Annotated in this window: 22 protein-coding genes and 1 pseudogene; 16 read left to right on the top strand and 7 right to left on the bottom strand. The window is 72.6% G+C overall.

The window, feature by feature from the left end; all coding sequences use genetic code 11:
• The first annotated feature begins 36 nt into the window (after positions 1 to 36).
• The 3 genes from ACZ52R_RS09385 to ACZ52R_RS09375 all read left to right on the top strand — a co-directional run bounded on the left by ACZ52R_RS09385 (position 37) and on the right by ACZ52R_RS09375 (position 2112).
• The gene (locus ACZ52R_RS09385; RefSeq protein ID WP_465663612.1) at positions 37 to 1005 is read left to right on the top strand and encodes a ketopantoate reductase family protein; all 969 of its coding nucleotides are present in this window, start codon (positions 37 to 39) and stop codon (positions 1003 to 1005) included.
• A gap of 10 nt (positions 1006 to 1015) precedes the next feature.
• On the top strand, positions 1016 to 1606 hold the full coding sequence (locus tag ACZ52R_RS09380) for a DUF6817 domain-containing protein (RefSeq protein ID WP_465663611.1): 591 nt from the start codon (positions 1016 to 1018) through the stop codon (positions 1604 to 1606).
• Between the two features lie 107 nt (positions 1607 to 1713).
• A complete protein-coding gene (locus ACZ52R_RS09375; RefSeq protein ID WP_360500333.1) occupies positions 1714 to 2112 on the top strand; it encodes a hypothetical protein in 399 nt (132 codons plus the stop codon).
• A gap of 298 nt (positions 2113 to 2410) precedes the next feature.
• Here ACZ52R_RS09375 and ACZ52R_RS09370 read toward each other — a convergent pair whose 3' ends face one another.
• Both ACZ52R_RS09370 and ACZ52R_RS09365 read right to left on the bottom strand, forming a co-directional pair.
• Positions 2411 to 2644 (bottom strand): hypothetical protein, encoded by a 234-nt coding sequence (locus ACZ52R_RS09370; RefSeq protein WP_465663610.1) that lies wholly within the window; start codon positions 2642 to 2644, stop codon positions 2411 to 2413.
• A gap of 102 nt (positions 2645 to 2746) precedes the next feature.
• A complete protein-coding gene (locus ACZ52R_RS09365; protein ID WP_465663609.1) occupies positions 2747 to 3592 on the bottom strand; it encodes an alpha/beta hydrolase in 846 nt (281 codons plus the stop codon).
• Between the two features lie 117 nt (positions 3593 to 3709).
• Here ACZ52R_RS09365 and ACZ52R_RS09360 point away from each other — a divergent pair, with 117 nt between their 5' ends.
• The 3 genes and pseudogenes from ACZ52R_RS09360 to ACZ52R_RS09350 form a co-directional block, all read left to right on the top strand.
• Positions 3710 to 4642 carry a LysR family transcriptional regulator gene (locus ACZ52R_RS09360; RefSeq protein ID WP_465663608.1) on the top strand — a complete coding sequence of 311 codons (933 nt, stop codon included), beginning with the start codon at positions 3710 to 3712 and terminating at the stop codon, positions 4640 to 4642.
• 637 nt (positions 4643 to 5279) lie between these two features.
• Complete coding sequence (locus ACZ52R_RS09355; RefSeq protein WP_465621862.1) at positions 5280 to 5816, top strand: hypothetical protein; 537 nt, start codon at positions 5280 to 5282, stop codon at positions 5814 to 5816.
• 179 nt (positions 5817 to 5995) lie between these two features.
• Positions 5996 to 6361 (top strand): annotated as a pseudogene (locus ACZ52R_RS09350) (transposase); the annotation flags it as partial.
• Between the two features lie 49 nt (positions 6362 to 6410).
• Here ACZ52R_RS09350 and ACZ52R_RS09345 read toward each other — a convergent pair.
• On the bottom strand, positions 6411 to 6830 hold the full coding sequence (locus ACZ52R_RS09345; protein WP_465621860.1) for a MarR family winged helix-turn-helix transcriptional regulator: 420 nt from the start codon (positions 6828 to 6830) through the stop codon (positions 6411 to 6413).
• Positions 6831 to 6891: 61 nt separating this feature from the next.
• Here ACZ52R_RS09345 and ACZ52R_RS09340 point away from each other — a divergent pair, with 61 nt between their 5' ends.
• Positions 6892 to 7668: an alpha/beta fold hydrolase gene (locus ACZ52R_RS09340; RefSeq protein WP_465621858.1), complete on the top strand. Its 777-nt coding sequence runs from the start codon at positions 6892 to 6894 to the stop codon at positions 7666 to 7668.
• Positions 7669 to 7780: 112 nt separating this feature from the next.
• Positions 7781 to 8677 (top strand): alpha/beta hydrolase, encoded by an 897-nt coding sequence (locus tag ACZ52R_RS09335; RefSeq protein ID WP_465753244.1) that lies wholly within the window; start codon positions 7781 to 7783, stop codon positions 8675 to 8677.
• A gap of 186 nt (positions 8678 to 8863) precedes the next feature.
• Here ACZ52R_RS09335 and ACZ52R_RS09330 read toward each other — a convergent pair whose 3' ends face one another.
• Positions 8864 to 10087, bottom strand: coding sequence for an ROK family transcriptional regulator (locus ACZ52R_RS09330; RefSeq protein WP_465663648.1), 1224 nt, complete (start codon positions 10085 to 10087; stop codon positions 8864 to 8866).
• 430 nt (positions 10088 to 10517) lie between these two features.
• Here ACZ52R_RS09330 and ACZ52R_RS09325 point away from each other — a divergent pair, with 430 nt between their 5' ends.
• A complete protein-coding gene (locus tag ACZ52R_RS09325; RefSeq protein ID WP_465663606.1) occupies positions 10518 to 12308 on the top strand; it encodes a SpoIIE family protein phosphatase in 1791 nt (596 codons plus the stop codon).
• Between the two features lie 136 nt (positions 12309 to 12444).
• Here ACZ52R_RS09325 and ACZ52R_RS09320 read toward each other — a convergent pair whose 3' ends face one another.
• Positions 12445 to 13068, bottom strand: a complete 624-nt coding sequence (locus ACZ52R_RS09320; protein ID WP_465663605.1) for a TetR/AcrR family transcriptional regulator C-terminal domain-containing protein — start codon at positions 13066 to 13068, stop codon at positions 12445 to 12447.
• Between the two features lie 301 nt (positions 13069 to 13369).
• On the opposite strand from ACZ52R_RS09320, the gene ACZ52R_RS09315 reads away from it, so the two are divergent.
• Positions 13370 to 14899 carry a hypothetical protein gene (locus ACZ52R_RS09315; protein WP_465621850.1) on the top strand — a complete coding sequence of 510 codons (1530 nt, stop codon included), beginning with the start codon at positions 13370 to 13372 and terminating at the stop codon, positions 14897 to 14899.
• Positions 14900 to 14998: 99 nt separating this feature from the next.
• Here ACZ52R_RS09315 and ACZ52R_RS09310 read toward each other — a convergent pair whose 3' ends face one another.
• Positions 14999 to 16048, bottom strand: coding sequence for an ArsR/SmtB family transcription factor (locus ACZ52R_RS09310; protein WP_465621848.1), 1050 nt, complete (start codon positions 16046 to 16048; stop codon positions 14999 to 15001).
• 61 nt (positions 16049 to 16109) lie between these two features.
• Between ACZ52R_RS09310 and ACZ52R_RS09305 the strand changes: the two genes are divergently transcribed.
• Positions 16110 to 17324 carry an MFS transporter gene (locus ACZ52R_RS09305; protein WP_465753243.1) on the top strand — a complete coding sequence of 405 codons (1215 nt, stop codon included), beginning with the start codon at positions 16110 to 16112 and terminating at the stop codon, positions 17322 to 17324.
• A gap of 71 nt (positions 17325 to 17395) precedes the next feature.
• Here ACZ52R_RS09305 and ACZ52R_RS09300 read toward each other — a convergent pair whose 3' ends face one another.
• Positions 17396 to 17773 (bottom strand): STAS domain-containing protein, encoded by a 378-nt coding sequence (locus tag ACZ52R_RS09300; protein ID WP_465621844.1) that lies wholly within the window; start codon positions 17771 to 17773, stop codon positions 17396 to 17398.
• Positions 17774 to 17990: 217 nt separating this feature from the next.
• Here ACZ52R_RS09300 and ACZ52R_RS09295 point away from each other — a divergent pair, with 217 nt between their 5' ends.
• From ACZ52R_RS09295 to ACZ52R_RS09275, 5 genes are all read left to right on the top strand, one after another.
• Positions 17991 to 18284 (top strand): helix-turn-helix transcriptional regulator, encoded by a 294-nt coding sequence (locus ACZ52R_RS09295; RefSeq protein ID WP_465621842.1) that lies wholly within the window; start codon positions 17991 to 17993, stop codon positions 18282 to 18284.
• 305 nt (positions 18285 to 18589) lie between these two features.
• A complete protein-coding gene (locus tag ACZ52R_RS09290) occupies positions 18590 to 19474 on the top strand; it encodes a hypothetical protein (RefSeq protein ID WP_465753242.1) in 885 nt (294 codons plus the stop codon).
• A gap of 5 nt (positions 19475 to 19479) precedes the next feature.
• Positions 19480 to 20796, top strand: coding sequence for an SRPBCC family protein (locus ACZ52R_RS09285; protein ID WP_465663600.1), 1317 nt, complete (start codon positions 19480 to 19482; stop codon positions 20794 to 20796).
• A gap of 6 nt (positions 20797 to 20802) precedes the next feature.
• Positions 20803 to 21228: a gas vesicle protein GvpJ gene (gvpJ, locus tag ACZ52R_RS09280; protein ID WP_360500288.1), complete on the top strand. Its 426-nt coding sequence runs from the start codon at positions 20803 to 20805 to the stop codon at positions 21226 to 21228.
• A complete protein-coding gene (locus ACZ52R_RS09275) occupies positions 21228 to 22025 on the top strand; it encodes a GvpL/GvpF family gas vesicle protein (RefSeq protein WP_360500286.1) in 798 nt (265 codons plus the stop codon). The genes gvpJ and ACZ52R_RS09275 overlap by 1 nt, the downstream gene beginning before the upstream one ends.

Raw genomic sequence — 22025 nt, 5'->3', positions numbered from 1 at the left:
GCCCCCCCAACCCGCTTCTCACCCACAGGAGTCAGCATGACCACCACCCCCCTGACCGTCGCGATCCTCGGACCGGGCGGCGTCGGCGGACTGATCGGCGGACTGCTCGCCCGCGACGGGCACCGCGTCGTCTGCCTGGCGGGCGAGGAGACCGCCGCCATCCTCGGCCGGGACGGACTACACGTCCACAGCGGGCAGTTCGGCGACTTCACCGCCGCGGTCGAGGCCGCCACCGAGCTGCGCGAACCGGTCGACGCCGTCTTCGTGACCGTCAAGGAGACGGCCCTGGCGGCCGCCCTCGACCGGCTGCCGCCCGAGGTGCTCGGCACCGGGATCGTGGTGCCGTTGCTCAACGGCCTGGACCACATGGCGGTCCTACGCCGGCGCTACCCGGCCGCCCGGGTCGTGGCCGGCACGATCCGGGTCGAGGCCACCCGCACCGCGCCCGGTCGGATCGAGCACACCAGCCCGTTCGCCGCCGTCGAACTCGCCGCTCCCAGCGAACCCAACTCCCCCGTCGGGGAGTTCGCCGATCGACTGCGGCACTCCGGCCTGGCCGTGACGCTGTGCGAGGACGAGACGGCGATGCTGTGGAGCAAGTTCTCCTTCCTCGCCCCGTTGGCGCTGCTCACCACCCGCCATGCGAGCGACGTCGGCACCGTGCGCACCGAGCACCGGCCCGAACTCCTCGCCGCGCTGGATGAGATCACCGCCGTCGCCCGGGCGGTCGGCGCGCCCGCCGACGCGCAGGCCCTGCTCGCGGCGGTCGATCGGGTCCCCGGGGCGATGAAGTCCTCGATGCAGCGCGACGTGGAGGCCGGCCGCCCGACCGAGCTCGGCGCCATCGGCAGCGCCGTCCTGCGGGCCGCCGGCACGCACGGGGTGGCCGTCCCGACCCTCGCCCGACTGGTCGGCGAGCTGTCAGAGGCCGCCGGACGGGGACGGCCGCCGGGGCGCGGACCCGCGCGGGGCCCCAACGATCAGAATCTGGCGGAAACGAGTTAGGACGCGCGAGGTGACGCCTTCCGACCACCGAAGCGCGCTCGCGTGGGACCGCGTCGAAACCTTCCTCCGCGCCCACGGCACCGACCGGATCCCCCACCCGGGCGGCACGCTGCTGTCCCATCTCCTCCGGGTGGCAGGCCTGTTGGCGGACTGGGGCTGCGACCATGCCGTCCGGGCCGCCGGGCTCTGCCACGCCGCGTACGGAACCGACGGATTCGACCAGGCCCTGCTGGGGCTCGACCGACGGGACACCCTGGTCGACCTCATCGGCCACCGCGGCGAAGCACTCGTCCACCTCTACGCCAGCTGCGACCGGGCGGCCGTCTACCCGCGCCTGGGGGTCGACGAACCGGTGGTGTTCCGCGACCGGTTCACCGGGGCCGACCACACCCCGCCGGAGGAGGACCTGCGGGCCTTCCTCGCCATCACGGTCGCCAACGAACTCGACGTCCTGGCTCACAACGCGGACCTGGCCGCCCGCTACGGACCAGCCCTGTACGGGCTCTTCGCCCGCACCCGCGACCTCCTGCCGCCCGCCGCCTGGCAGGCCTGCACCGACCTCCTCGGACCGGGAACGCCCGGTCCGGACCAGGCAAACTGACTGATTGCCACATTCGGTAACGGGCAAAGGCTTTGCCAACCCTTCATCCACGCTGCCGGAACCGCCTTACGGCAAAACGGCGTTGTGCAGGCGGGAGGGATTCTGACATGACAAGAAAGCCGTACCGCCTGGCCGCCACCGCACTCGCGGTGCTCGTCGCGGCCCCGTTGTTCACCGCGTGCAAGAACGCCGACCAGGCCATCGACTGTGGGAAGCGTGCGATCAGCCTCACCGGCGATGTCCAGGACCTCGCGGACTCAGCGGTCAACGTCGGCCAGATCACCGACGAGGAGCGCCGCAAGCACACCACCAACGCTTTGAAGAAGATCGTCGACGATACCAAGAAGATCCATCAGGACGGTGGGGGCAAGCTCGACACCGCCACCGACAAGCTCTCCAAGGCTGTCGACGATGCCCTCGACAAGGTCTCCCACAACCAGCAGCCCGACTTCGGCGCGATCACCAGCGCCGCCGGTGACGTGACCAAGGCCTGCGCCACAGCCTGACCAGCCCCCGCCACACCGCGGTCGCTACCAGGATCTGCCGCTCCCGGCCCGGGCACCGACCGGGCCGGGAGCACCACGGAGCACCCACCGCCACCGGTCGCCACCGGCCCGCACTTCTGCCTCGGCGCCGCCCTGACCCGCATGTTCCTGCACACTGCCTACCAGGCTCTTTTCGCCGCCGCCCAGGGGATGTCGTGCGGCGGGATAGCCGCATCTGCCAGTGGCGCGGCCGGTCGGTTCCGATCGCGCATCCGAAGGCTGATCAGCGCGGTGACGGTGAAGACGGCGGCCTCGTAGATCATGGCGTGCCGAAACGCGGCGCCCGGGCCGGCGGGTGCGAGGTAGACGAGCCCCGCCGCATCCACCCTATCGACCCGCCCAGCTGCTGAGCCGTGGGCAACAGCCCGGACACAGAACCGGCCGCGGAGGCGGAGGTCAGGGTGTACCCGGCCACCATCAGCTGCACGGCACCCGGGTCGGCCCGGATCGCCGGGGCGGCGATCTGCCCGATGGTGACGTTGAGCAACTGCACGGATGTCGCACAGCACGACCGGCAGTACGAGCCGCCCGCCGGCACCGGCCGCGAGCCGGCCCGCGCTCAGGAACGGGAAACCCTTCACGGGCCGATACCGGCTCACGAGGCGAGGACCGCGGCGAGCTCGCCCGGCCGGGCTGCGAACGGGCTGTGGCTGCCGGGCAGGGTATGCACAGTGAACGGGTTACCGGGGAAGGCCCGGTCGGCTTCCGCGATCGTCAGGTCCTGCGCGGCCGGTGCCAGCGCCCGGTCCTCGGCGCAGCGCAGGAAAGTTCGTGGAATTCGTCCCCACCGTGCCGCGGTCAGGGTGACCGGAGCCGTCGGGATCGCCAGGGGCAGATCAGGGCTCAGCGCGGACCGCCACCGGTCAAAGCGGTCCAGCGGGGTGTCGTGGTAGTGGGTTTCCCGCAGTTCGTCGAGGTAGGCGGGATCCGGTGAGAGCGGATTGATCCGTACGGCGCCCAGGGCCTCGGGGTCGCCGAGGTTCAGGTTCCGGCCCAGCGCGGGGGCGTTCTCGGGTGAGCCCAGGTAGTCGAAGAACCGCGGCCGCCCGCCCGGGACGAACGCGGACAGGTAGACGATCCGGTCCACCAGCTCGGGTGCCCACTCCGCGGCCAGGGACGCGGGACCGCCGCCCGCGCTGTGCGCGACGAGCACGACAGTGCGATGGTGACGCACCTGGCGCAGGACGCTCAGTACTGCCTCGGCGCAGTCGTCCATCGCCAGGGGGGCGAGCCGTGACTTCTCGGTCAGCAGGCCCGGCTGGCCGGGCAGCAGGTATCCGGTTGGCAGGGGTGCGTCGAAGCCGTGCCCCGGCAGGTCGACGGCCACGCTCGCAGCGCCCAGTCCGGCCAGCGCGCGCTGCGTCGCTGCCCACTGTCCGGAGCTGTGCCAGGCGCCGTGCACGAAAACGAAGACGGTGCCGGTCAGAGATACGTTCTTCATGGCTCCATTCCAGACAGGAACCACCGCGCCATCCAGTCATAGATCTGGTAAGTGGCATGGCAATATCTTTGAGGTCTTGTCGGCAGCCGATGGGATCGATGGGATGGAGGGCGAGCCATGGAAGCGCGACACCTGCGGTACGCGGTTGCTCTCGCCGAGCACGAACACTTCGGCCGGGCGGCCGGCGAGCTGGGCATCGCGCAGCCGCCGTTGTCCAAGCAGATCGCCGACCTGGAGCGCGAGGTCGGGGCCCGGCTGTTCGACCGCACACGTCAGGGGGTGTTCCCGACCGCCGCCGGTGAGGCGTTCCTCGCGCGGGCACGCCGGGCACTCGACGAGATCGCGGCGGCCACGGTCGATGCGGGCCGGGCCGCGCGCGGCGAGACGGGACGTCTGCGCCTCGGCTTCATCGCCTCGGCACTGCTCGACCCGCTGCCGGGCGTCCTGAGCCGGTTCGGCCGTGAACGGCCCGACGTGAGACTGGAACTGCACGAGATGGCGACCAACCGCAGCAGCTCGGCTCTCGTCGCCGGGGAGCTGGACGTGGCCCTCACCCTCGGCCCGCCACGGGGCGCCGGAGCCGAGCATCTCGTGTCCGTCCCGATCGGACGCGACCACGTGATCGCTGTGGTAAGTACGGTGCACCCGTACGCGGGTCAACAATCGGTAACGGCCGACCAGTTGCGGCGACAGCCACTGATCGTGTCGGCCGGCGAGGACGAGCCCGCCGTAGTCGCCGGACTGCGCACCCTGCTGGGCACGGACTCATCGGCTCTCGCCGGCGCGACCGTCGCGAGGGACGTGCACACGATCATCGGCCTCGCCGCCTCGGGCGTGGGCGTCGGCCTGGGGCCGTCCCGCATGAGGGCGGTCCCGCGTCCGGGAGTGCGGTTCTGTGAAGTGACCCCGCGCACGCCCCTGCCCGATCTCGTCCTGTCCTTCGCGGGCCGCGATCACTCCCCGGTGCTGCGCGCCTTCCTCGACATCATCCGGAAGAACTGCCCCGACGTCGGTGCCGCGCTCAACGACCGGCTCCGGCACCACACTTGATTCGGGCCGGTCATCCCTTCGCGTGGGCGTGTCCGGCCTTCCGGCACGGGTCTGCTTCGGCGGGAGGCGCACGGCGTACCCGAGCGAGTCTCAGAACGTTGCGTCGACCCGCAGGCCCGGTACCTGTCACCGCTCGCCGCAGTCACCGAAGAGGCCGAGCGCAGACCTGACGGGGCATCCAGGCGTCGGGGCTTGCGCCGAGGGCGTCCGCGAAGTCCCCGGATCGGTGCGACCGCGTCCAGCAGTGCCAGGAGTTGGGTGCTGTCGTCGTGGGGCATACCGAGCGGGTGCGCACCGCGACCGCCGACACCTGTCCGGTCACTGGTCCTGGACCGGCCCGCCGTCGGCAACGCCGGCGTCGAACGGGCGGGACGGCCCGGCGCGCCCGCCCGCCGGCTGTGGAAGCTGACCACCCGCGCCACCGCCGAGGCCGTCGCCGACCGCGGGCCCGCGACCTCGACCAGGCCCGATGCCTCGCGAGACGGCGATGGCCGAGCGCTCCGGGAGCTCCCGGCGCACGCCCGCTCGCGACCGTCGACTTGCAAGCGGGCATCACCCTGCCGGGTGATACACCCGCCTTGCGAGCGTCCCTACATTGGCGATGGCACATTCCGCTGGCATCCGTCTCGGAGGCATCATGTCATCGCTGCGCACCGGACTTACCGCCGTAACCGTCGCCGTGCTCGTGGGCGCCACGACCGTCGCAACCCAGACCACCGTCACCGCGGCCCCCGCGGCGCCCACGGCGGTCCGAGGAATCGCCCACCTCAACACGGTGGTCAACCTGCCGCCCGGTGTGTGGACCGACGCCCCGCTGGAGGTCACCCTGCCCCGGGCCGGGACCTACGAGCTCGACGCGAACGTCCGTGGCCGTCTCGCAGGCGTTCCCCCGGTCAACACGTACATCACCGCTCGGCTGTGGGATGCCACATCGAACACCGCCGTCGCGGACAGCGAGCGGCTCGTCTACCAGGTCATCGACCTGAACCCCGGCAACGCCCAGGCCGGCGGTAACGCGACCGCACCGATCAGCGAGCTGATCCACGTGAACAGGCCGACCACGATCCGGCTGCAGGGCATCCGAAGCGACGCAGTCGGGACAGCGTCCGTTGCCCAGATCTACTCCGACGCCGCCGGTCGCACGTCACTGCGCTACGACCGGGTCGGCCCCTGAAGTTGGAACCAGAGCTCCGAGGATGCGTCGGTTACGCGAGGCGTCTGAGCTGAGCTTGTCGTTGAACCTCGCTGGTCACCCGACCTGCTGATCTGCGGTTCCTTCCGGGACAGCGGAGGCGGCCGTTCTCCACGCTTCGAGATGTCGAGTCACGAAATGCGAGAGAACGGCCGCTGCCCATGAGTCTTCCCGCCGACGCGCCCGTAGGGGACGCGTTGGGCATTCTGTGCCGCTTTCGGGTCGAGTTCCCCGAGAGTCTGTACAAGCGAGCGGATGTGCTCTTCGAGCTCACCGACGCGCTGTTGTGCACGGAGGGGCCGGTCAAGACGCTTGTGGACCTGTCGCTGGCGGCCGAGCACCGGCGCGGGCACGGCGCGATGTACGCCGCGCTGGACCGGGGCCGGCTCGAGCCGACCCGGCTGCGACGCACACGTGCCGCCCTGCCGATCCCCCGGCTTGCCGTCCCCGTCAGCCCCCTCCGCGTCAGGATCTCCGAGTCGGCGGTCGTGCGATTCCAGCACGCCTCCCACGCGGCCTACGCACCGTTTCCCCACTCGTTGGCAGATCGAGATCCGCCAACCTCACCACCCGCTTTTATCCGCCCGCTCCGGCGGCGAGCCGCCTCAGCAGGTCGAGCAGGGCGGCTCGGTCCACCTCGGACAGGGGGGCGAAGCAGTCGGCGAGCACCTCGTCGGCGACCGTATGGCCGGCCGTCAGAACCTGCTCACCGGCGGGCGTGAGGTGGTGCTCGATGCGGCGGCCGTGCCCGGGGCGGCGCTCCACGAGGCCCTGGGCGGCCAGGCGGCCGACGAGCGCCCCGAAGGCCTGTTCGCTCTGGAAGGTCGCGACGGCCAGCGCACGCGCCGAGGCCCCGGGTGAACGGCTGATCGCGCGCAGGGCGTCCCACTGCGCCAGCGTCGTGCCGACGGCCGCGAGGGCACTGTCGAGCGCCCGATGCTGTCGGTACTGGGTCTGCTTGACCGCTCTGCCGAGTTCCTGCAGCTCACCATGCATGGAGTGATCCTACGGCACAACCAAGCTAGCTTATATAAAGATATTTAGTTACTGTGGAGCCATGCACCCCGACCTGTCCCTCACCCTGTCCGAGACGGGCGCCGGCCGGCCCGTCCTCCTTCTCCACGGCGGCGGAGGCCCCGCCACGGTCGCCGGCCTCGCCGAGCACCTCTCCAGGAGCGCGCACACCATCACCCCCGTCCACCCCGGCTGGGACGGCACACAGCGCCCCGCCTGGCTCACCGGCATCGACGACCTCGCCCTCGCCTACCTGCATCACCTCCACGACCACCACCTCAAGGACGTCCTCGTCGTCGGCTCCTCTCTCGGCGGCTGGATCGCCGCCGAGATGGCCGTCCGCGACAGCGCGGGAGTCATCACCGGCCTCGTCCTGATCGACGCCGTCGGCGTCGACGTCGAGGCGGAGCCGATCACCGACGTCTTCGCCCTCGACGCCCGCGGGCTCGCCGAGCTCTCCTGGCACGACCCGGACCGCTACCACGTCGACCCCGCCGACCTGCCACCCGGCGAACTCGCCCGCAGGCAGGCCAACCTGGCCACCATGCGAACGCTCGCAGGCGACCCCTACATGCACGACCCCAAGCTGTTGCGCCGGCTCGGCCGCGTCCGGGTCCCGACCCTCCTGCTCTGGGGCGAGAGCGACCGCATCGTCACCCCCGCCTACGGCGCGGCCTACGCCGCCGCCTTCGGCGACGCCCGCCTCGAACTCGTCCCCCGGGCAGGACACCTCCCGCAGCTCGAACAGCCGGAGGCCACGTCCGCGCTGATCGAAGCCCACCTGCACCGGACCACCACCCGTCCCGTGACCGCCGGGTGACCCACGAGCGGGGCCGAGAGCCGCTGTCCGCCGGGCGACTGTCGGACGGGTGACGGGTGACGGGTTCGCGCGTCGCCCGCCGCACAGTCGGCCCGGCGGGCACCCGCCGCCGGTGGACGCTCTCGGAGCGCTGCTGCTGATCGGCGTCGCCGGCCAGGTCAGCTGCACCGGCGACTGGAACCACACCGAACTCCGACCGGCACCGCCGCGCCACGCCACGCCCGACCTCCGCCGCCCGCAGGGGAATCGACGCCCGTGGGAACCTGTGATCGTAGGCCTGTTCTTCCCGGGAGTGGCCGACGCGGAGGTGGCGATGAGGGTCGTGTTCGTGCACGGGGCGTGCGTGCGGGACGGGTCGTGGTGGTGGCACCGCACCGCCGAGCTACTGCGCGAGCGGGGGGTGGCGAGCGTGGCCCCGGCGCTGCCGAGCTGCGGTGAGACGGGCCCGCCCGGCGGCGCCGACGGTCCGGGGCTGCCCGAGGACGTCGCCGCGGTACGGCAGGTGCTGCAGACCGGTAAGGAGCCGACCGTCGTGGTCGCCCACAGCTACGGCGGCATCGTCACCGCGGAAGCCGCCGCGGGCATCGGATCGGTGCGGCACCTGCTGCTGGTCACCAGCTACCTGCCCGAGGTCGGGCAGAGCCTGTCGGAGTTCGGGGACGGCGGCCCCGCCCCGTTCATCGACGTCGACGCGGGCGCCGGCACCTTCGGCGTCCGCCCCGAGCTGCTCGTGGAGACGTTCCTTCAGGACTGCGACACCGAGGTCCAGGCGCAGGCCGCCGACCACCTCGCCCGGCAGAGCGTGCGGGTGACCGGGCAGCCGGTCGGGGCGGCCGCCTGGCAGCAGGTGCCCTCGACGTACCTCGTCTGCGCCCAGGACCGGGGCACCCCGCCGCGGCTGCAGCGCGAGTTCGCCCGCCGGGCCGGCCGCGTCGTCGAGCTCGACACCGGCCACCACCCGTTCCTGTCCCGGCCCGCAGCGGTCCGGGACCTGCTGCTGAGCCTGTGACGGCAGCCGCGGGCGAGCCTGGCCGGAGTACCCCGGCCACCGGCTGACACCCCTACCGCATCCGCCGGCGCAGCCCCGTCGTCGGCGCAGCACCCACCCTCAGCGCCGTCCTGCCGTCAGCGCAGCACCCACCGTCAGCACCGTCCTGCCGTCAGCGCAGCACCCACCGTCAGCACCGTCCTGCCGTCAGCGCAGCCCCGCCGTCCGGCGCTCGAACACCTCGGGGCGGGCGGACTCCAGCGCCGTGGAGACCGCGCCGAGGAGCACCGCCTCCTCCCCCAGGAGGCTCGGCGCGAGTGTCGGACGCATCGGGGCGAGCCGGTGCAGGGCCTGCTCCAGCGGTTCCAGGAGCAGGTCGGCGCTGCTGCCGATCCCGCCGCCGAGCACCACCAGGTCCGGGTCCAGCACGGCGGACAACACGGCGACGGCGTAGGCGAGTTGCTCGGCCTCCCGCTCCACGGCCCGGAGCGCCGCGGCCTCCCCGGCCCGGGCCAGTTCGAAGACCTGCTTCGCCGTCGGCTGCCGCGCGGTGCCCTCCCCGCCCAGCCCGAAGTCCCGGGCGGTGCGCACCACGGCGTCCGCGGCGGCCTCCTGCTCGATGGTCGCCACCGGCTCGTCGGGGCGGGCGGGCAGCGGCACCAGTCCGATCTCGCCCAGCGCGCCGTGCGCGCCGAGCAGTAGCTCGCCGTCCTTGACCACGCCCAGCCCGAGGCCGGTGCCGACCAGCAGGTAGGCGAACATCCGGCTGCCGCGCCCGGCGCCCAGGGTGTACTCGCCGAGCGCGGCCAGGTTGGCGTCGTTGGCCACCGACACGGCCGTCCCCAGTCCCTCCCCGATCCGGTCGAACAGCCCGGGCCGGCCCCAGCCGGGCAGGCTGGAGGCGTAGCGCACCCCGCGCCGTTCCTCGTCCCACACGCCCGGGGTGCCGATCACGGCGTGCACGATGTCGTCGGCGGCCAGGCCCGCTTCGGCGATCGCCTCGTGCGCGGCGGCGACCACGGCGTCCGCGACGGCGTTCGCCGAACGGCCGCGGTTGGCCACGTCCCGGCGGGCGACGACCGTCCCGGCGAGGTCAGCGACGGCCACCCGCAGCCGGGCCCGGCCGATGTCGACGCCGAGTACGTGCCCGGCCGTCGGGTCGACCTCGTACAGCACGGCGGTGCGGCCGCGTTCGGGGGCCAGTCGCCCGGCCTCGCGGACCAACCCGGCTTGTTCCAGGGCGGCCAGCGCGGCCGAGACGGTCGGCTTGGACAGGCCGGTGTCCCGGGCCAGTTGGGCACGCGAGGAGCCACCGCCGGTGCGCAGCAGCTCCAGCAGCAGCCACTCGTTGTTGCTGCGCAGCCGCTGCCGGTTCCAGGGCACCGCGGGGGCCCCGGCCGCCGGGCGACTGGTCGGCTGGTGGGGGCTCATCGGTTCCTCCGGTCTGGTGCTCACGGACGTCTCCGGCACGGGCCTCGCGCGGTCCGGCACGCGTCGCGCATGAGTGTCGCGCATGAGTGTCACGCGGTCTGGCACGGGTCGCGCACGGTTTCGAACGGTCGCGCACGGGTTCGCACGGGTTTCGCACGGGTCTGACGCTGGTCTGCGGGTGGTCTGGCACGGCCTGCGGCGTCCGGTGTCGGGCGCCGACGCCCCAGTATGACCGGTGATCATCCGGCGTTCGCCCGCCGGACGCAGGCCGCTCTCCGGCACGCCACCCGGGCGCCGCTCCAGGTCGTGCGGCTCATCCCTCCCGGTTCCTCGCTCCTGCGGCACCGCTGCGGCTACAACACCGTCCCCGGCCGGTCAAGGTTTCGTCCAGTTGTGGGCGTGCCGCGCTCCGGCGCGTGATCATGGGCGTATGCACTTCCGGCGCGACAACCGAGCAGAGGGCTCCCCGCCCGCGACACCGGGCACCCGGTCGCTGGCGGCGACGGCGGCGGCCCTCGCCGCGAGGATCGGCGCGATCACCGGTGGTGACCACGGCGGTGCCCGCGACGGTGACCCGGGCAACAACCACGGCAACGACCCCGGCGGCGACGATCCCGACCTGCTCCGCGCGGTCCTCGACGCCGCCCCGGTCGGCGTCGCCGTGCTCGACGAGCGGTTGCGCTGGCAGTACCTCAACCCCGCCTTCACCACCGCCACCGGCCTGCGCCGGGCCGACCTGCTCGGCCGCACCACTGAGGCCACCGCCTTCGCCGGTGCCGCCGCCGTGCTGCGCCGCGTCCTCGCCGACGGCCTCGATCGCGAACAGGCCACCGGCGGCGCGGGCGCGGGCCACCCCGTCCCGCCGGGCCTGCGAGTGCGCTACCGGCCGCTGCGACACGCCGGACGGACCACCGGCGTGATCGTCGTCGTCCTGGACGACCCCGACCCGGCCCGCGAGCAGCTCCGCGAGCTCGAACAGGCCCGCGCCCGTCTCGCGCTGCTCGACGCCGCCGCCGAGCGGATCGGCACCACCCTCGACATCGGCACCACCTGTGCCGAACTCGCCGCCTTCGCGGTGCCCGGCCTCGCCGACCTCGCCGTCGTCGACGTCCTGCCGCCCGAGGCCGACCCCGCCCGGGCCGGCCGCGGCGCATCCCAGCGGCTGCACCGCGCCGCCGTGCGGGCCGTCCCGGCCCTGACCGACGCGCTCGCCGACCTGACCCGCCCGGGCGAATCGATCCGGCACCGGGAGGGATCGGCCGCCGCTCGCAGCCTCGCCGGCGCCATCGCCGTGCTCGCCGAGCCTGGCCCGGAGGACGCCTGCCCCGCCGGGACCGCCTCCCTGCTCGTCCTGCCGCTCGCCGCCCGCGGCCGCCTCGTCGGGCTGCTCACCCTCGGCCGTACCGCCGCCACCCCGCCCTTCACCGCCGACGAGGCCGTCCTGCTCGGCGACCTCGCCGCCCGGGCCGCCACCGGTATCGACAACGCCCGCCGCTACGCCCGTTCCCAGGGCATCGCCCTCGAGCTTCAGCGGGCCCTGCTCAGCGAACCCGGCAACCCGCACCAGAACCTCGCCCTCGCCTCCCGCTACCTGCCGTCCGGCACCAGCTCGGTGGTCGGCGGCGACTGGTACGAGACGGTCCGGCTGCCGTTCGGCCGCACCCTGCTCGCGATGGGCGACGTCATGGGGCACGGCGTCGAGGCCGCCGTCGACATGAGCCACTACCGTTCCGCCCTGCGCGACATCGCCGGGATGGACCTGCCTCCGCACCGGATCCTGCGCCAGCTCGACACGGTCATCTCGGCCGACGACTCCGCCCGCCCCGCGACCTGCCTGCTCGCCCTCGCCGACCCGGGCCGCGGCCGCTGGACCCTCTCCAGCGCGGGCCACCTGCCGCCCGCCCTGATCACCCCCGACCAGCCCACCGAACTGCTGCCCGTCCCCACCGGCCCGCCCCTCGGCACCGGCCTCGGCGGCTACGAGCAGACCTCCCACCCCCTCGACCCCGGCCGGACCCTGCTGCTCTACACGGACGGACTGGTCGAACGGCGCGGCGAGGACATCGACGCCTCCCTGGAGCGCCTCGCCGCGCTGCGTCTGCCCGCCACCGGCGACCTCGACGACCTCCTCGACGCCGTCCTCCACTCCCTCGTCCCGCCCCCGTCGCCCGCCGCCGAGGACGACATCGCCCTCCTCGCCGCCCGGGCCAGGCCGCGCTGACGGGGTTCCGCTTCGCGGCGGTCACCGAGGTGGACGTCGTCCCGGAGCAGGTCGAACGCGCCCGCGCCGGGCGACGGGCCGCGACGCCCGGTGCGGCGGCGGGTCGTCAGGGCTCCGGCGCGGCGCTTCGGGCGCGTCAGCTCGGCTGCTGGGCCCGGAGGTCGTCCAGTTCGTCCCGGAATCCCCGGATCAGAAGGGCCAGCCCGGTTTCGAAGACCTGTTCGCGAAAGTCGGGCGCGGGGTTCAGGAACGGTTCGAGTCCCAGCGGAAGGTCCTCCGCCGGTGCGGTGCCCAGTGGGTGTCCTTCGAGGGCGAGGGTCGAGCCCATGACGAACTGCTTGAGGGCCATGGTCACGGTCAGCAGGCGATCCTCCGGGAAGCCGGCCTCACGCAGCATCGCGAAGGCGTTGGCATAGACCTGGAGTGCCGCCACCGACTGGGCCGGACGGGCAGCCAGCAGCGGCATGGCGTTGGGGTGGGCGGTGAACGTGGCGCGGTAGGCGCGCGCCCAGGTGGCCAGCGCGGTCGTCCACGGCCGGACCGCCGGGTCGAGGTCCATCTCGGCGACGATGAGTTCGAACATTCCCTGGATGATCTCGTCGCGCCCCGCCACGTAGTTGTAGAGGGACGGGCCCTTGACGCCCAGCCGGGCCGCGACGCGCGTGGTCGACAGCGCGTCGGCGCCTTCCTCGTCGACCAGCTCCAGGGCCGCCCGCATGATCCCCTCTCTGGTCAGCAGCGACCGCGGCGGTCTGCCCATCGTCTCTCCTCTTTCCTTCGGCTGCGCCACCCCCGATGCGTGCTGTGATCACGGACTAGTGTACGTTCTCGACCAGGTAAAACTACTGGCTCTAGTTTTAGGGCGCCGGTGGATCGCGCCCGGTGCCGCACCTGCACCCCGGGCTTCGATCCGAGGCGCTTTTCGCCCCGGAATCCTGTCGTTCCTCCCGCGGTGGACCTTGCCGACGCGACGCCTGGCATGCCCCTGACACTCTCGTGGTGGATGACGGCCGGTGCGCTGCTCCTCTCCTGTCCCACATTCACTGAAGGTGACCCTCCGCATGAACATGCGCACCCTCGTGCTGCCCGCGCTCGCCGTGTCCGTTGTGCTCACGCTCAGCGCCTGCGACCCGACGACGCCGGCCGTCCAGTCCACCGATGCCGCCGCCCCGGACACAGTCGCCGGCGCCCCCGGCTCCGCGTCCACCGCCCAGGCCCAGGGCCCGGCTCCGGCCGGCGACGCGAAGGTGACCCTGCTGTCCCCCGTCGCCGACCGCACCCCGGCCGCCGCACCGGCCGCCGCACCAGTGCCCGCGCCGGCCCCGGCCTCGTCCTCGCCGTCGTCCCCGTCCAAGGCGGCTGCCGCCGCACCCGCCCCCGCCCCGTCCGGCACGCCCGCCGTCGTGACCGGCACGCCCGACCTCAAGCTCGCCGCCTACGACCAGAAGTCCGGCAAGGCCGTGCTCGCCGTCGTCGACAGCGGCAAGGGCACCCCGAGTCCGGCCGCCACGGCCGCGGTCGCCGCCGCCGTCAAGCCGGGCCAGGTGATCGACAGCCCGCCCTCGGCCGCCGCGCCGAACGGTGCCCTGCTCGCGGTCACCGCCGTCAAGCCGGCCGCCGCCGGAAAGGTCGAGGTCAGCACCCGCCCGGCCACCATCTCCGAACTGCTCGGCCAGGCCTGGGCGAACGTCAAGACCGCGCTCGACCCGCACAAGATCAAGGTCACCCCACAGCTCAAGGACGTCAAGGTCTCCTACGTCCCCCGCGCCGACGGCGCCGCCGGCTCCGCCTCCGCCGCGCTGAAGCTGGACGCCGACGACACCATCGACCTGCCCGGCGGGGCGAAGGCCCAGCTCACCGGCTCGATCGAACTCGACCCGAGCGTCACCTTCTCCTACCAGGGCGGCGGCCTCCTCAGCCTCGACCAGGCGAAGGTCGGCTTCGACCTCGGCGCGCACGCGAACTGGCGCGTCACCGCGGGCCTGAGCAAGTCGATCAGCCAGGTCAAGATACCGATCGCCACGCTCACCTCCCCCTACACGGTGATGGTCGGCGAGGTGCCGGTCGTGATCACGGTCAACGTCACCGTCTACGCCGAGGTCTCCGCCGACGGCACGGTCACCGTCGACGTCGCCCAGGCCGCCGACGGCGACTGGGCCGTCCACGCCGACTACACCAAGGCCGGCGGCTGGACCGGCACCAGCGAGCCGATCAAGACCACCATCTCCCCGGTGAAGGCCTCGCTCGACGGCAAGGCCAACGTGCGCAGCGGGCTGGTCGCGGACGGCTCGGTCGCCCTGTACGACTCCGTGGGCGTGAAGGCCACCGTCGAGCCGTACCTCAAGGCCGCGGTGGACGGCGCGGTCACCATCGACAGCAGCGCCGGCAAGCCGGTCGTCCAGGGCAAGGCCGCCCTCTCCGGCGGGGTCGAGATCGACGGCGCCGTGCTCGGCCGCATCGCCGTCTTCGGTACCCCGCTGTTCGAGAAGGACCTGCCCTTCAAGATCTACCAGCACGAGTGGCCGATCGTGACGGGCGCGTACAGCAACGCCGGCCCGGCCGCGAGCCCGGCCGCCGCGCCGAAGAGCTGACACCGGGCCGACTGCCCCGTCGGGATCCGGCGAGCCCGCCGGATCCCGACGGGGCCGGGCCCGGCTCGAATCCCCCGAGACCGTCGTGCCGCGCCGTTGTCAGTGCGCTCCGGGTTCGGACAGCTGTGCGTCCACCAGGGTCCGGCCCGTCGTGGTCCGGCAGTAGAGGACGGAGCGGCCCGCTCGCCGGCGTTGGGTCAGCCGGGCCTCGCGCAGGATCCGCAGGTGCCGGCCCACCGAGCCCAGCGGGAGGCCGGTGAGGGCCACCAGCTGGGTGGTGGTCTTCGGGGTGTCGAGCAGGGCGAGGATTTCGGCGCGGGCGGGGCCGAGCAGGGCGGCCAGGGCCTTCGGCACCGGGCGGCGGTCGTCGTCGACCAGGACTCCCGAGCACGGGTAGACGACCGCGAAACGCCGGGCGGGGAGCATGCGCCCGGCGGGGGGCAGGCGCCGAGCGGGGGGAATGCGCCGGCCGTCGACGGGCGGGGCGTCCCAGCAGACCCAGCTCTGGTTCAGGGTGACCGGGACGAACATCAGCTGGACGCCGGAGAGTTCCAGCGGCGGGCTGTCGAAGCCGGTGATCTGCAGGCGGTCCTCCCCGAGCCAGCGCATCCCGGGGCGCATGTCGTCGAGGGTGGTGGCCCAGCCGTGCAGGCCGAGCCGGGCGGTGCGGGCGAGGATGTCGGCCTCGATGATCCGCCGGCGGCGCGGCCAGGTGTCCTGGACCGTCTCCGTCCACACCCATTCCAGCAGGTCAGCGGCTCGTGGGGCCAGGTCGTCGCGCCGCAGCAGGTCCGGCAGCGAGCGGTCGAGTGACTCCGCCAGGTCGGCGCGGACGACGGCGGCCGGGGTGCCGCGTACCTGCTCCAGCTCCTCGGCGAAGGTGGGTTCGCCGTCGCCGAGGGGGGTGGGGGTGAGGAAGGTGGCGTTCCACCGGCGCCCCAACGCGGCCCCGACCAAGGCCGCCGTGACCGGGTCGCCGGCCAGGCGGTCCCGGTAGTCGGCAAGGTGGGCGGCGAGCCATCGGTGCTCGCCGACGTGACTCGCGCTGCCGCGGTGCAGGGTCTTCAGGCCGGCCAGCGCCTCCGCCAGCGGTGACGTCACGAACCGGCCCCCGGCGAGGGTGTCCGCGTCGACCCGCCACCAGCCCATGTGGTTTCGCCTCCCCGCGAAAGTCTGCCGACGCGTCGATCATGCCGGAGAGACTCCCCGCATGCGTACGTATCGGGAGCTCTTCGGTACCAGGGAGTTCACCCCGCTCCTCCTCGCCTCGGCCGGGCAGACCGCGGCCCAGACGGTGGGCGGGCTGGCCCTGGGCATTCTGGTGTTCCAGCGGACGGGCTCGGCGCTGCTCTCCTCCCTGGCCATGTTCGGCCCCGCGCTGGCCCAGCTGGTCGGTGCGGCCACCGTCCTGTCCGGCGCGGACCGGCTGCCGCCCCGCGCGGCGATGACCGGCCTCAGCCTGCTCCTCGGCGCGGGCACGGCCCTGCAGGCGATCCCCGGGCTGCCGGTCTGGGCCGTGTTCGCGGTGCTGCTGGGGCTCGGCGTCGTCGACTCCGTCGGCGGCGGGGTGCGGTACGGGCTGCTCAACGAGGTCCTGACCCGGGACGGGTACCTGCTGGGGCGGTCCGTCCTCAACATGTCGGTCGGCGTCATCCAGATCTGCGGCTTCGCGGTCGGCGGCGCGCTGGTGACGGTCCTCTCGGCGCGCGGCACGCTGCTGCTGTCCGCCGGCCTGTACCTGCCGGCCGCCGTGCTGGCACGGTGCGGGCTGAGCAGCCGTCCGCCCCGGGGCGCGGGGCGGACGTCGGTCGCCGAGACCTGGCGCACCAATGCGCGCCTCTGGTCCTCGGTACCGCGACGGTACGTCTGTCTCGCACTGTGGGTACCGAACGGCCTGATCGTCGGCGTGGAGTCGCTCTACGTCCCGTACTCGCCCGCCGACGCCGGCCTGATGTTCGCCCTCGGGGCGGTGGGCATGCTGGTCGGGGACACCGTCGCGGGCCGTTTCCTGCCCGCCCGCCGGCGGGACCGGTTGGCCGTCCCGCTCTGCGTCCTGCTCGCCGCCCCGTACCTGGTCTTCGCGGTCCACCCGGGGAGGCCGATAGCCCTGGTGCTGGTCACGGTCGCCGCCTTCGGGTACGCGGCGGGGCTGCTGCTGCAGGAGCGGTTGATGGCGTTGACACCGGACGAACTGAGCGGGCACGCGCTGGGCTTGCACAGCTCCGGAATGCTGACCATGCAGGGGGTCGGCGCGGCCGTGGCCGGTTCGGTGGCCGAGCTGACGTCGCCGGCCACCGGCATGGTGGTCACGGCGGCGGCCTCACTGGCCACCACCCTGCTGCTCGCGCCCGGGCTGCGCGCAGGCCCTGCGGCGGGTGGTGCGGCGGCGGCCCCGGAGGAGGAGACCCTCCCCGCACGGCAATAGGTCGGTGTCCCGGTATGTCCCGGTCCCGCGACAGCGAACCCGCACCCCCAGCGCCGGTCCCTCGCACCGGGTCAGTTGAGAGGAACCGGGCCCGGGCCACGCGGCCCACTCCTCCGGACGGCGTCTTCGGCGGTGGCGTGGACGGGAAACAGCGTGGCGGTCTCGGTGATGTCCAGGACCCGCAGGGTCCGCGGCGACGGGGCGATCAGCACGAGCGGGATGCCGGCCTCCAGCGCACGTCGGCGGGTGCGGAGAAGCAGGTTGAGGCCGGTGGAGGTGAACAGCGTGACGCCGGCCAGATCGACTGCGAGCAGAGCCGGGCGCCGGTCGAGCGCGGCGTCCAGGGCCTGGGCGGCGATGGGCCCACTGTCCATGATCATGTCCCCGGTGAAGGAGCACACGAGGGCATCGCCGACCCGGACGGTCTCCGACTTCAGGCAAGCAAGCACTTCTCCGCGCCCTTCACCCTGAGCTCTTCCGGTGCCTTCCTGTTGATCGGGTTCACACAAACCATCTCCAAACGACAGGCCGCCGTGCGAATCCACTGCGGACGCGACGCGAAGTGCGGCTCACCCACTCTTCGCCCGTTCTCCGGGCATGTCAACCATTGCACGAATCTGCTGTCGTGTTTCGGCAGTCGTGAAGCGGAAGTCCTATGGTGGAGACATGGAGAACGGCACCAGGACCGAGCGGCACTGGACCTTCCTGACCAACCACGCCCGCGTCCTGGTCCAGATCGCCCGCGACCCCGGCATCCGCGTGCGCGACATCGCGACCCGCTGCCTGCTCACCGAACGCGCCGTCCAACGCATCATCGTCGACCTCGAACAGGCCGGGTACCTCACCCACGAGCGCCGCGGCCGCGCCAACCACTACAGCGTCATCGACAGCAAACAGCTGCGGCACCCCGCCGACGCCGGCCCCACCATCGCCGAACTCCTCTCCACCCTGCTGCGCTGACCCGCCCCTGCCCCGCGGTCATCGGGCAAGGGGGTAGCGCCGGCAGCACGGAGGTTACGTGCTGTCACGGCGTGGTGCGCTGAGAGGCATCCGGCACCGAGAGACACATATGAAGCCCAGTCAAGTGGCCCGGCCCCGAACGATTCAGTCGACCGATTCGGCCCTCAGCCGAGTCGGGTGCGCCGGACACAGTGACCCTAGGTTGTTTGTCGGGGCCGGGCCGGGGTACACGGGCGGGCCGTGGAGCGGCTTTCCCACTGGAGAGGGCCGGGGCCGCTTCAGGGACTCTTCCAGGGACATCGATCATGAATAACGCCAAACTTGCCGTCGCATTGGGCGCGGCCTACGTCCTCGGGCGCTTCCACAAGGCCCGATGGGCGCTGGCCCTCGCCGGAATGGCGGCGGGAAAACGTCTGAATGCCAACCCCGGGGTGCTGCTCGGTGAGGTGCTGGAATCGTCGCCCCAGCTTCGTCAGCTGGCCGGCGACGTGCGCGGCGAACTGGCCCAGGCGGGGAAGAAAGCGGCCATCGCGGCGGCGAGCAACCGGGTCAGCGCCCTGACCGACCAGTTGCAGCGGCGCACCGAGGACCTGCGGGAGGGCACCGCAGGACGCGACGAGGAGCCGGAAGAGCCGGACGAAGAGCCCGACGAGGAGAAGGAGGAGCCGGACGAAGAGCCGGACGAGGAGCCCGAGGAGGACCAGGCCCACGACAGCGGCACCGCGAAGAAGCAGCGGGCGCCGCGTTCCCGGGCTGCCACCTCTCGCTCGACGTCGTCGGCCCCGCGCCGCGCGTCGCCGTCCGCGTCGAAGCGGACTTCCGCCTCCGCGACGAAGACGACCCCTTCACGCTCCCGTACGACCGGTAGCAGCGGCACGACACGCAAGAGTGCGGCATCGTCCGGTCGACCGGCGAGCAAGTCGAGCGAGTCAAAGGCTCCGTCGTCGAAGGCTCCGGAGAGGAAGGCTCCGGCGAAGAAGGCGGCCGCCCCACGCAAGGCCGCGGCCGCGAAGAAGACGGCGTCGGCTTCGACCCGTAAGACCGCCGCCTCCTCGTCCACCGGCCGTAAGAGCGCGGCCTCCTCCTCCACCGGCCGTAAGAGCGCGGCTGCGCCGGCGAAGAAGAGCAGCGCCACCGCCGCGCGCAAGACCACGAGCACGCGCGCCTCGTCGGCGCGCAAGCGGGGGTGAAGGTGATGGCCGAGCAGACCAAGGACCGAGGCCTGGGCGGGCTGGGCGAGGTGCTGGAGGCACTGCCCACCGACCGGCTGCTGCAACAGGCGCGCGAGTTGGCGACCGCGGCGGGGGAACGGGCCGTCGCGGTGGCGAGCGACAAGGTGGCGGAGACCACCGGCCGGCTCGCCGACTACGTGGAGCGCGGCGGTCGTCCCTCCGACGATCACGGTGAACAGGGCGGGGGCGGCGGAACGTCCGCGATGCGGGTTCTGCTGAGTGCGGGAGCCGCAGGCGTGAAGCAGATGGTCGGCAACAAGCTCACCGGCGGGGGAGGAGGCGGAGGCAAGGGCGCCAAGCTCAAGGTCACCAACATCGTCGAGGAGATCGAGGTCGGTGTCCCCGTGCGGGTCGCCTACAACCAGTGGACCCAGTTCCAGGACTTTCCCCGCTTCACCAAACGGCTGGAGAGCGTGTCTCAGGAGTCCGAGGAGAAGCTCAAGTGGAAGGCCGGGATCTTCCTCTCCCACCGCACCTGGGAGTCGACGATCATCGAGCAGGTGCCGGACGAGCTGATCGTCTGGCGGTCGCAGGGCGAGAAGGGTTCCACCGACGGCACCGTCACCTTCCACGAGCTGACGCCGAACCTCACCAAGATCCTCCTGGTCCTCGAGTACCACCCGAAGGGCCTGTTCGAGCGCACGGGCAACCTGTGGCGGGCCCAGGGTCGGCGGACACGCCTCGAACTCAAGCACTTCCGCCGGCACGTGATGACCCGCACCATTCTCGACCCGGACGGGGTCGAGGGCTGGCGCGGGGAGATCCGCGACAGCGAGGTCGTGCGCTCCCACGAGGACGCCCTCGAAGAGGAAGAGGCCGAGGGCGGCTTCGACGAAACCGCGGACGAACCCGAGGACGAGGACGAGGCCGAATACGACGCCGAGGACGACTCCGAGGACGAGCGGGAGCCGCAATCCGGCGAGTACGACGAGGAGGAGGAACCGGCCGAGGAAGGCGAGGACGAGTACGACGAGGAGCCCGGGGAGTACGACGAGGAGGACCAGCAGGACCAGGAGGACGAGGATCAGGAAGAGCCCGAGGACGACTACGCCGCAGAGGAGGAATGGGAGGACGAACCGGATGGCGAGGACGAGGAGCAGGAGCGCGAGAGCGAAGACGAGCAGTACGACGACGAGGAGGAACCGGCGGAGGAGTACGCCGAGGACGAGTACGACGAAGACGCCGAGGACGAGGACGAGGACGAGGAGCCCCCGCAGGCGGACACCGACGAACGACCGGTCCCACGGGCCCGCAGGCGCGCGCCGGCACGGGTGAGGTGAGCCGTCATGACCGTCGCCCCCCGTCCCAGCCACTACCTGGACCGGCCCTCGTCCAGCGGTCTGGTCGACGTCATCGACCTGATCCTCGACAAGGGACTGGTCATCGACATCTACATCCGTGTCTCCCTGGTCGGGATCGAGCTGCTGACCATCGACGCGCGCATCGTCGTCGCCAGCGTCGACACGTACCTGCGGTTCGCCGAGGCGGTCAACCGCCTCGACCTGAAGGAGGACAAGAGCGAGGGGCTGCCCGAACTGATGCAGAACATGCGCCAGGGCGGGGCCCGGAGCAAGACGAAAGGCGCGCTCGAAGGCGTCAAGGAAACGGTCGGCGAAGTGATCGACCGGGTCACGGGGAACGACGAGGAGGAGCCCGAGCCCAAGGAACGGCCCCGGACCCGCTCGCGCACCCAGCGTAGGGAGCGCGAGTGATGAACGGCCGTGCACCCGCCGACGAACGGGCCTGTTACGTCTACGGCATCGTGCCGGCGGGCGCCGACCCCTCAGGACTGGAGGGGATCGGTGACCCGCCCGTGCCGGTCACCCTGGTGCGACACCGGGGCATCGCGGCGCTGGTCAGCGATGTGGTGACCGACCGACCGCTGGGCACCGCGGCCGACCTGCGGGGCCACGCGCGTGTCCTGGACACCGTGGCAGCCCACGCGGCGGTGCTGCCGCTGCGCTTCGGTGCGGTGGTCCGCGACGTGTCGGCCGTGGCCGACGACCTGCTCGCCCCCCACGAGGAGGAATTCCTGCGCGCACTGGAAGGCCTGCGCGACACCGCCCAGTTCACCCTGCGCGCGATCTACCAGCAGGACCGCATCCTGCGAACGGTACTCACCGACCGAGAGGACATCGCCCGGCTACGGGAGGAGGTCACCGCCCTCCCGGAGGAGGCCGCCTACTACGACCGGGTGCGTCTCGGCGAGATGATCGCGAACGAGATCGCCGCCCACCGGGAGGCCGACACCGCGATCGCACTGGAACGCCTCGCGCCGCTCGCGGCGGCCGTCAACGCCTCGCCCGCCGCCGACGGGTCCGGCGACCAGGCGGTCAGCGCGTCCTTCCTCGTCGCCAAGACCGACTGGGACGCGTTCGAAGCAGCCGCGGAAGACCTCGCCCGCGACTGGGCGGGGTACATCACCACACGCCTGCTCGGCCCGCTCGCCCCCTACGACTTCGCCACCGACGCCGTGGCCGAGGCCGCACCCGCGGAGGAGGCGCCCTAG

The sequence above is a fragment of the Kitasatospora sp. NPDC034023 genome (assembly GCF_055575795.1).
This window is presented reverse-complemented; position numbering and strand designations above follow the sequence as displayed.

Excerpts from the sequence above, each read along its gene's own strand:
- ACZ52R_RS09385 (WP_465663612.1), top strand. The coding sequence starts at position 37 with ATGACCACCACCCCCCTGACCGTCGCGATCCTCGGACCGGGCGGCGTC.
- ACZ52R_RS09375 (WP_360500333.1), top strand. The coding sequence starts at position 1,714 with ATGACAAGAAAGCCGTACCGCCTGGCCGCCACCGCACTCGCGGTGCTC.
- ACZ52R_RS09365 (WP_465663609.1), bottom strand. The coding sequence starts at position 3,592 with ATGAAGAACGTATCTCTGACCGGCACCGTCTTCGTTTTCGTGCACGGC.
- ACZ52R_RS09360 (WP_465663608.1), top strand. The coding sequence starts at position 3,710 with ATGGAAGCGCGACACCTGCGGTACGCGGTTGCTCTCGCCGAGCACGAA.
- ACZ52R_RS09355 (WP_465621862.1), top strand. The coding sequence starts at position 5,280 with ATGTCATCGCTGCGCACCGGACTTACCGCCGTAACCGTCGCCGTGCTC.
- ACZ52R_RS09345 (WP_465621860.1), bottom strand. The coding sequence starts at position 6,830 with ATGCATGGTGAGCTGCAGGAACTCGGCAGAGCGGTCAAGCAGACCCAG.
- ACZ52R_RS09340 (WP_465621858.1), top strand. The coding sequence starts at position 6,892 with ATGCACCCCGACCTGTCCCTCACCCTGTCCGAGACGGGCGCCGGCCGG.
- ACZ52R_RS09330 (WP_465663648.1), bottom strand. The coding sequence starts at position 10,087 with ATGAGCCCCCACCAGCCGACCAGTCGCCCGGCGGCCGGGGCCCCCGCG.
- ACZ52R_RS09325 (WP_465663606.1), top strand. The coding sequence starts at position 10,518 with ATGCACTTCCGGCGCGACAACCGAGCAGAGGGCTCCCCGCCCGCGACA.
- ACZ52R_RS09320 (WP_465663605.1), bottom strand. The coding sequence starts at position 13,068 with ATGGGCAGACCGCCGCGGTCGCTGCTGACCAGAGAGGGGATCATGCGG.
- ACZ52R_RS09315 (WP_465621850.1), top strand. The coding sequence starts at position 13,370 with ATGAACATGCGCACCCTCGTGCTGCCCGCGCTCGCCGTGTCCGTTGTG.
- ACZ52R_RS09310 (WP_465621848.1), bottom strand. The coding sequence starts at position 16,048 with ATGGGCTGGTGGCGGGTCGACGCGGACACCCTCGCCGGGGGCCGGTTC.
- ACZ52R_RS09305 (WP_465753243.1), top strand. The coding sequence starts at position 16,110 with ATGCGTACGTATCGGGAGCTCTTCGGTACCAGGGAGTTCACCCCGCTC.
- ACZ52R_RS09295 (WP_465621842.1), top strand. The coding sequence starts at position 17,991 with ATGGAGAACGGCACCAGGACCGAGCGGCACTGGACCTTCCTGACCAAC.
- ACZ52R_RS09290 (WP_465753242.1), top strand. The coding sequence starts at position 18,590 with ATGAATAACGCCAAACTTGCCGTCGCATTGGGCGCGGCCTACGTCCTC.
- ACZ52R_RS09285 (WP_465663600.1), top strand. The coding sequence starts at position 19,480 with ATGGCCGAGCAGACCAAGGACCGAGGCCTGGGCGGGCTGGGCGAGGTG.
- gvpJ (WP_360500288.1), top strand. The coding sequence starts at position 20,803 with ATGACCGTCGCCCCCCGTCCCAGCCACTACCTGGACCGGCCCTCGTCC.
- ACZ52R_RS09275 (WP_360500286.1), top strand. The coding sequence starts at position 21,228 with ATGAACGGCCGTGCACCCGCCGACGAACGGGCCTGTTACGTCTACGGC.